The organism is Mesorhizobium sp. KR1-2, from assembly GCF_040045035.1.
In the GTDB taxonomy this organism is placed as follows: Bacteria; Pseudomonadota; Alphaproteobacteria; order Rhizobiales; family Rhizobiaceae; genus Pseudaminobacter.
Window position 1 is genome coordinate 1 of the sequence record NZ_JBDZDS010000024.1, and the last position, 6,116, is coordinate 6,116.

6 protein-coding genes and 1 pseudogene are annotated in these 6,116 nt (G+C 65.7%); 3 read left to right on the forward strand and 4 right to left on the reverse strand.

The window, feature by feature from the left end; all coding sequences use genetic code 11:
• Both ABLE85_RS23710 and ABLE85_RS23715 read left to right on the forward strand, forming a co-directional pair.
• Window positions 1–221: pseudogene (locus ABLE85_RS23710) on the forward strand (chemotaxis protein CheD); the annotation flags it as partial.
• A gap of 18 nt (window positions 222–239) precedes the next feature.
• Window positions 240–683, forward strand: coding sequence for a hypothetical protein (locus tag ABLE85_RS23715; protein ID WP_348795168.1), 444 nt, complete (start codon window positions 240–242; stop codon window positions 681–683).
• 95 nt (window positions 684–778) lie between these two features.
• Here the strand turns inward: ABLE85_RS23715 and ABLE85_RS23720 are convergent, their stop codons facing one another.
• From ABLE85_RS23720 to ABLE85_RS23735, 4 genes are all read right to left on the reverse strand, one after another.
• Window positions 779–2,401 carry a copper resistance protein CopC gene (locus ABLE85_RS23720; RefSeq protein ID WP_348795169.1) on the reverse strand — a complete coding sequence of 541 codons (1,623 nt, stop codon included), beginning with the start codon at window positions 2,399–2,401 and terminating at the stop codon, window positions 779–781.
• A gap of 63 nt (window positions 2,402–2,464) precedes the next feature.
• Window positions 2,465–2,992 carry a YcnI family protein gene (locus ABLE85_RS23725; protein WP_348795170.1) on the reverse strand — a complete coding sequence of 176 codons (528 nt, stop codon included), beginning with the start codon at window positions 2,990–2,992 and terminating at the stop codon, window positions 2,465–2,467.
• 381 nt (window positions 2,993–3,373) lie between these two features.
• Window positions 3,374–3,829, reverse strand: a complete 456-nt coding sequence (locus ABLE85_RS23730; protein ID WP_348795173.1) for a copper chaperone PCu(A)C — start codon at window positions 3,827–3,829, stop codon at window positions 3,374–3,376.
• A gap of 222 nt (window positions 3,830–4,051) precedes the next feature.
• Window positions 4,052–4,375 carry a hypothetical protein gene (locus tag ABLE85_RS23735; protein WP_348795171.1) on the reverse strand — a complete coding sequence of 108 codons (324 nt, stop codon included), beginning with the start codon at window positions 4,373–4,375 and terminating at the stop codon, window positions 4,052–4,054.
• 637 nt (window positions 4,376–5,012) lie between these two features.
• Here ABLE85_RS23735 and ABLE85_RS23740 point away from each other — a divergent pair.
• A partial coding sequence (locus ABLE85_RS23740; RefSeq protein WP_348795172.1) for a HAMP domain-containing protein occupies window positions 5,013–6,116 on the forward strand: 1,104 nt, incomplete at its 3' end.

Consider the following 6,116-nt stretch of genomic DNA (forward strand, 5'->3'; position numbering starts at 1 on the left):
TCGGCGCCCTCAACGCCCAGTTCGCGCAAGACTTCCTGCGCACCGAGGGCATCGCCGTCGTCGGCGGCGACCTCGGCGGCGACCGCGGCCGCCGCATCGAATACTGGCCCGCCTCCGGCCGCGTCCGCCAGGCCCTGCTCGCCGGCGCCGACGCCGGCGCCACCCCGCCGCCCGCCCGCCTGCCGCCGCAAGCCGACACCGGCGCCGTCGAGTTCTTCTGAAAACCCCCAGGTCCCGCCATGTCCGCCAGCGCCAGCCACACCCCCAACGCCGCGGCCGCCACCGCCGGCCAGGTCGAGGCCCCTCAGGCCGACGCCAGTGACGCGTCCCTCCCGGACGCCGCGTCCCTGTCCGAGCTGCTCGACCGTCTCGGCGCCGAGCTTGCCGAGCGCGCCGCCGCCGTCGAGCGCCTGCAGCCGCTCGCCGCCGCGCTGGCCGGGGCCGCGCGCACCGATCCCGACGCGCTGCGCGCCCTGCAGGGTCTCGACCTCACCGAGCAGACGCTGCGCTCGCTCGCCGGCCTGCTGGCCGATCTCGCCGCCGCTACCCCCGCCAACTGGCGGATCGACGCCGGCCCGGCGCTCGCCGCCATCCCGCTCGCCGACCTCGCCAACCGCCTCCGCGGCGCGACGTCCGACCAGCCGCACAGCGCCGACACAGACGGCGACTGCGAGTTCTGGTAATCGAGCTGTTTCCTTCGGGCCGCCCGAGATTCAAGGTACGGGCTGTTCAATTTTGCCTGCCAGCGTGCGGGACTGCATCTTGTTGCGAGTGAGCCTCAGGGCCTGATCTGGATATCGCCCTGCAGGCGCACGATCTCGAAGTCGTTGACCAGTATGTCGATCCTCGAGGTCCATGTGCCCTCGACGGGGATGACCAGGCCGTCGACCCGCCAGGTGCCGTCGCCCGGCTTGTGCGCCGGCCGGCGCACCGGCTCGATGCCGGCCGCCGGATTGGAAAGAACCAGCGTCACCTCCTTCGCATCCAGCGGGCCGAAATCGCCCGTCATGAGCACGATCGAGGCTTCGGCCGGCGTTCCCGCGCGCCCCGGTGCGATGGTGAGGTCGGCCATGGCCTTCAGGGTGTGTATGTGCACGCTCGCCGGCTGGGCAGCTGCGACCGCCAATGCGCGCGGCGGCGGGGTGAACCGCCAATAGGCGGTAACGGTGAAAATCAGGAGCACGATGGCCGTTTCGGCGGCGATCGAGCGCACCAGCCGCCGCGTCGAGGAACCGTCGCCGGCCTGGGCCGGACCGGTAAGCGTCCAGCGGTTGACGGCGGCCAGCACGAACAGCCCGACGAGCAGGACAAGCTTGATGAGAAACACCCGGCCATAGGCGGTCTCGATCAAGGCGCCCGGCCGCTCGAGCTGCACCGTCGCCAGCACGAGACCGGTCGTGACGAGAACCGCGACGGCATAGGGTATCGCCGCCGAGAACCGTCGCAGCGCCACCACAGGTTCAGGCCCTCCGCGCTTCAAGGCGAGGCCGAGCGGGATGAGCGCTCCGGTCCAGAAGGCAATGGCCGTTGCATGCAGGAAGACCGCCGGCCGCATCAGCCATTGCGGTTCGGCGGCACTTGCATGGCCGCTGAGCGACAGCGCGGCGCCGGTGAGGATCAGGGCCGCGAGCGATGCCGCCCGCGAGACCGGGGACCTGCCGGCGAGACCAAGGGCGGCAGATGCGAAGGCGGCGATCGCAACGATGACCGTCCAGCCGAAACTCGTCCGCATTGCGGTCGACCAGATGAGCGGGTCGGCCAAGCTCCGCACCTGGGCCCCGAGCGCATCGAGCCCCTGAAAGCCGAGGGACACCACCGCGCCGGCCAGCCCGATCGCAAGCGCGGCAAAGGCAATACTGCGCCCGGCGGACGAGCCGCGCAGCAGCCAGCCGATGGCAAACGCGCCGCCCACCCCAATGAAGACGCCGATATAGAGAGCGACCTTCCCGGCCCACAGGCCAGCACGCGCCGTCCAGTCGATCTGTTCTCGAACCACCGGTGGCGCGGCGCTCGCTTCGCCGACCGAGAATACGACCGATCCTCCCACGGGATGCCCGTCTTCGGACACGACACGCCAGCTCAGAACATAGGTGCCGTGGCCAAGGTCAGTTGGCGCAACGATCTCGAGCGTGTTGTCCTTCAGCGCGAAGCTGTCCAGTTGAAGAGAGGAGCCGTCTGGTTTCACCAGCTTCAGGCTGAGTGGCGAAACGGGCTCGTTAAAGGTCAGCGAATAGTGCGATGGCACTGCATCGACCACCGCGCCGTCCGCGGGAGAGGTGGAAACCAGGGAAGCGTGAGCGAGGGCCGCCGCGGCAAGCCACGTCCAGACAATCGTTGCAACGGCGCAGATTTTTGCAGCTTGCAAAAAGATGTCGCGGATTTTCTCCAGGATCTTCGACATGCCCTTCCTCTTCCGCCTTTCTGTCGTGGGTGTTGGCGCGCCGGAGCGCGCCAACTTGGCCGATCAGTGACCGCCGGCCTTTTCCAGGAGCTTCACGCCCGGTGCGGGCAGCTCAAGGTCGTCGCTCGACTGGCCGGCCGCCGGAATCTCGATCCAGCGCTCCGCAGCGCCTTCGGAACACTCCTGGACAACCGGGAAGTAGAGCGTCTCGCCGACCGGCAGGTCGCTCGTAAGGTAGCCGCGCAGCACGAATTCGTCATACTCGTCGTCGCCGAGATTGCCGCCGCTCCAGACGATTTCCTTGACGCCCTCGTTCATCTGCGTGCCGTAATAGTCGTAGGACTTGGCGTAGGCACCGCGCACCTTCTCGAGCTGCCAGCCGGGCTTCGGCTGGGGCTTGACGGCAATCACCCCTTCGGGGATCTGCACACGCACGGTATTGGTCGGCTTGCCTGCGCAGCCGTGCGGAACGCGGAAGACCGCCTTGTAGGTCGACGAGACCGGAGCCTCGGCCTTCTCCAGAGTCACATGGGCAAATGCCGGGCCAGCGATAGCGCACACTGCGCCCGCGAGGATCATCTTCTTGAACATTGGTTTCTCCTTGTATCGAGCCGGCGTCCCCCGCCGGCAGGGTTTGCGCGGACCGCGCGTTCTGCCGATCCGCATTCGAGGCAGCCGCGCGGTTTTGCGCGACCGAAAATTTCTGGGGAGCCTCAGCCGAGCGCGATGCCAGCCGGCACATGGTTCCGGTGAAGCAGACCAACCCGGCGAATGGACCGGTCAGCAGGGTTCGTTGGCAGAACGGCAAGCAGATGTTGCAGAAGACAGCGATCCGAACACATGCCACGCCGCGCCCGGTCGATTTCCCGAGCCGGGTCGCGGTGCTCTCACGATGACAAGCCGCACCGCCGCCTTGGCGTGGCTGCCGCGAAGGCTGCCAGCGCTCAATTGCGCCCCGCTTGCGCCGGGATACTACCCGCCGTTGCTTCCGTGATTGTCGTGGCTGTCGTGACCGGTCCCGCCGTTCATGCCTTCCACCGAGTAGCGGACATTGACGGTGCCTGCCTTCTCGAAAGTCAGCGTGCCGGCAAATGTCTCACCCTGTTTCGGGAGCTTCTTCAGGTCCATGAACATGATGTGGAAGGAGCCCGGCTTCAGCTCGACCTCGCCACCGGCCGGCACCTCGATCCCGCCGGCCACGGGGCGCATGGTCATGACCCCCTTGGCATCGACCGCCATTTCATGGATCTCGGTCTTGCCGGCAATCTCCGCGGTTACCGAGATCAGCCGATCGGGCGACGAGCCGTTGTTTTTGAGGACGAGATAGCCGGCGGCGACCTTGGCGCCTTCCGGAGCCGCGCGGGACCATGGGTGGATGATCTCGATGTCGCCGGCCTTGAATTCGTGTGCCCACAGAACGTGGGTCATGGCGAACAGGAGAAGCAGCGAGAAGCCGATTATGCCGAGGCGCTCGACTGAACGGAAGCGATGAAATGGCCGGGGAATCGCAACTGCGCGCGCGGCGGCGCGGATAGTGGTCTGCATGGGAATGCTCCAAACTTGGGCCGACTGGTGTCGCAGGGGCTGACGGTCGGCTGATGACGGACAAATTGCGGCAACGCGCGCCTCAAGAGGCGGCAGCCGGTTCGATCAGGCCGTCAGCGGTGGAGCGCGTGGATTGCCCGGATCATGGTCCCGAACAGGAGCAAAGCTGGTCTTGTACTCACCGGGCAGCGGGACGGAAACGACCGGCAGCCGGAATTCGACGGTCCCCTCGGAAGGGGCCGCGAAAGCAGAAGCGAACATGCTGCAGCCGAATGCGCAGCAATCCGTCAGTTTCGAATGATCGCTGCCCTTCGGGCCGGCACCCGAGTGGTCGGTGCTGGCGATGCAGAGCGGATTGCCGAAAGCGTCGAGCTCGGCAGGACCTGTTCCGAGCGCCAGCGCGCCGACAACGGTCTGCAGGACGAGCATGCAGGCTGCGACGAGCGCAACCCTCAGACCGCATCTGCTCCCCTTTGCAATCACCACCAGTCCCTCAACTCCAGAACCCTTCCTATCATCGCCGCGGCGGCGGGGGGAAGGTTCGCCTTCTGCGGCAAATGGGCTTCGTCATCATACTCACATGGAAGTATCAAGGTCAAAAGGGAAGTGTTCTCCACACATTGAACGGCGCGGACCAGCGGTTGACGCCTGCAAAGCCGCCCTTGATCAGCAGCTATACCGATCAAAGCGGCACCATTGCATGGCCGCGACTATGCGCAGGGCTATCGTCGAGCGACTGCAGGCCGGCGGCCATTTGGCAGATGTTAATTCTATCCGGCGATTTTTGCGCGGATCGTGAGAGGGAGCGCTGCGTGTTCATGAATAATCATCGATTTAATCGTTCCATGGCAGGCGACAAGTCCAACCTGCGTGCATCCAACATTGCAAAGTAAAGTCATGGAAATTTTTTAGAAAATTCTTGCCAGCTAATTCCGGCCAAATGCAGGCTCATGAATTTCTCGCGGCAATTCTGCCGGCTCGCGACCCCCATGTGTTTGTTTGACAGCCCGGCGTCCTGCGGGAAGGCAGGTCCGAAGTCTCGTCATCGCTACTGCAAGGAAATGCAATGAATTCCATCGCGTCCGCTATATCACTTCCCGCACCTGCCACCGCGTCCAAGCGGCAGGCTTGGCGCTTGCGGGGCCTCGGCCTCACCTTCACGCGCAAGCTGATGCTGAGCTTTTCGGCCATCATCATCGTCAGCGTCGTGGGTGCGCTACTGCTGATGCGGGCGTTGGACACGATGGAAGCTGCTGGCAGGGACTATGAGAGCGCAACCCGCCTGCTGACCGACCTGAGCAAGGCCGAGGCGCTTCATCTGGAGCGGCTCAATCTGGCGCGCATCTATGTGCTTGCACAAAAGCCGGAGGTCCTGACGCGCTATCGCGATGCGACGCAGAAGTTCGAGGAGCGGCTTGCCAGCGCAAAGGAAGAGGCGCAGGGCAATGACAGCCTGCTGGAGGCGATCGGCAAGTTCCACGTCGCTGCCCGGAAGTGGCGCCTCGACGTGGGTGATTCGATCGTCAAGCTGGCGGCCGATGCAAGCATGTTGCAGCGGGCGCGCGACCTTGCGGTTTCCGACCACACGAGCGAGTCAGAGGCTGCCGTGCGCGCGACGGTGGAGAATGTGCAGAACGAGATCTCCAGCTGGCTGGCGCAGGTGGGGCGGCAGAAGAACGAGGCGGCACGGTTTGTTGAATACCTCCAGCTTGGCGGTGCGGCGGCGACGCTTTTGATCTTGGTTCTGATTGGCTGGTGGTTGTCGCATCAGATTGTGCGTCCGGTGAGCCGGATGACGGGGGCGATGCGGGCGCTGGCTTCTGGCGACCATACGGTGGCGATCCCGGCTGTGGGGCGGCGCGACGAGGTCGGACAGATGGCGGCGGCGGTGGCGACGTTCAAGGAGGCGGCGCTCGAGAAGATCCGCCTCGAGGCAGAGGCCGAGGCGACGCGCCAGCGCATGGAAGCGGAGCGGGCGGCTTCCGCTGCGGCCAAGGCCGAGGAAGACCGTCAGGACCAGGTGGCGATCGCGGCGCTCGGCGAGGGGCTCGACAAGCTGGCGCATGGCGACCTGCTGCACCGCATCGACGCGCCGTTCCCGGACAAGCTGAGCAAGCTGCGCGCCGACTTCAACGACGCGGTGGAGAAGCTGCAGCAGACGCTGGCGTCG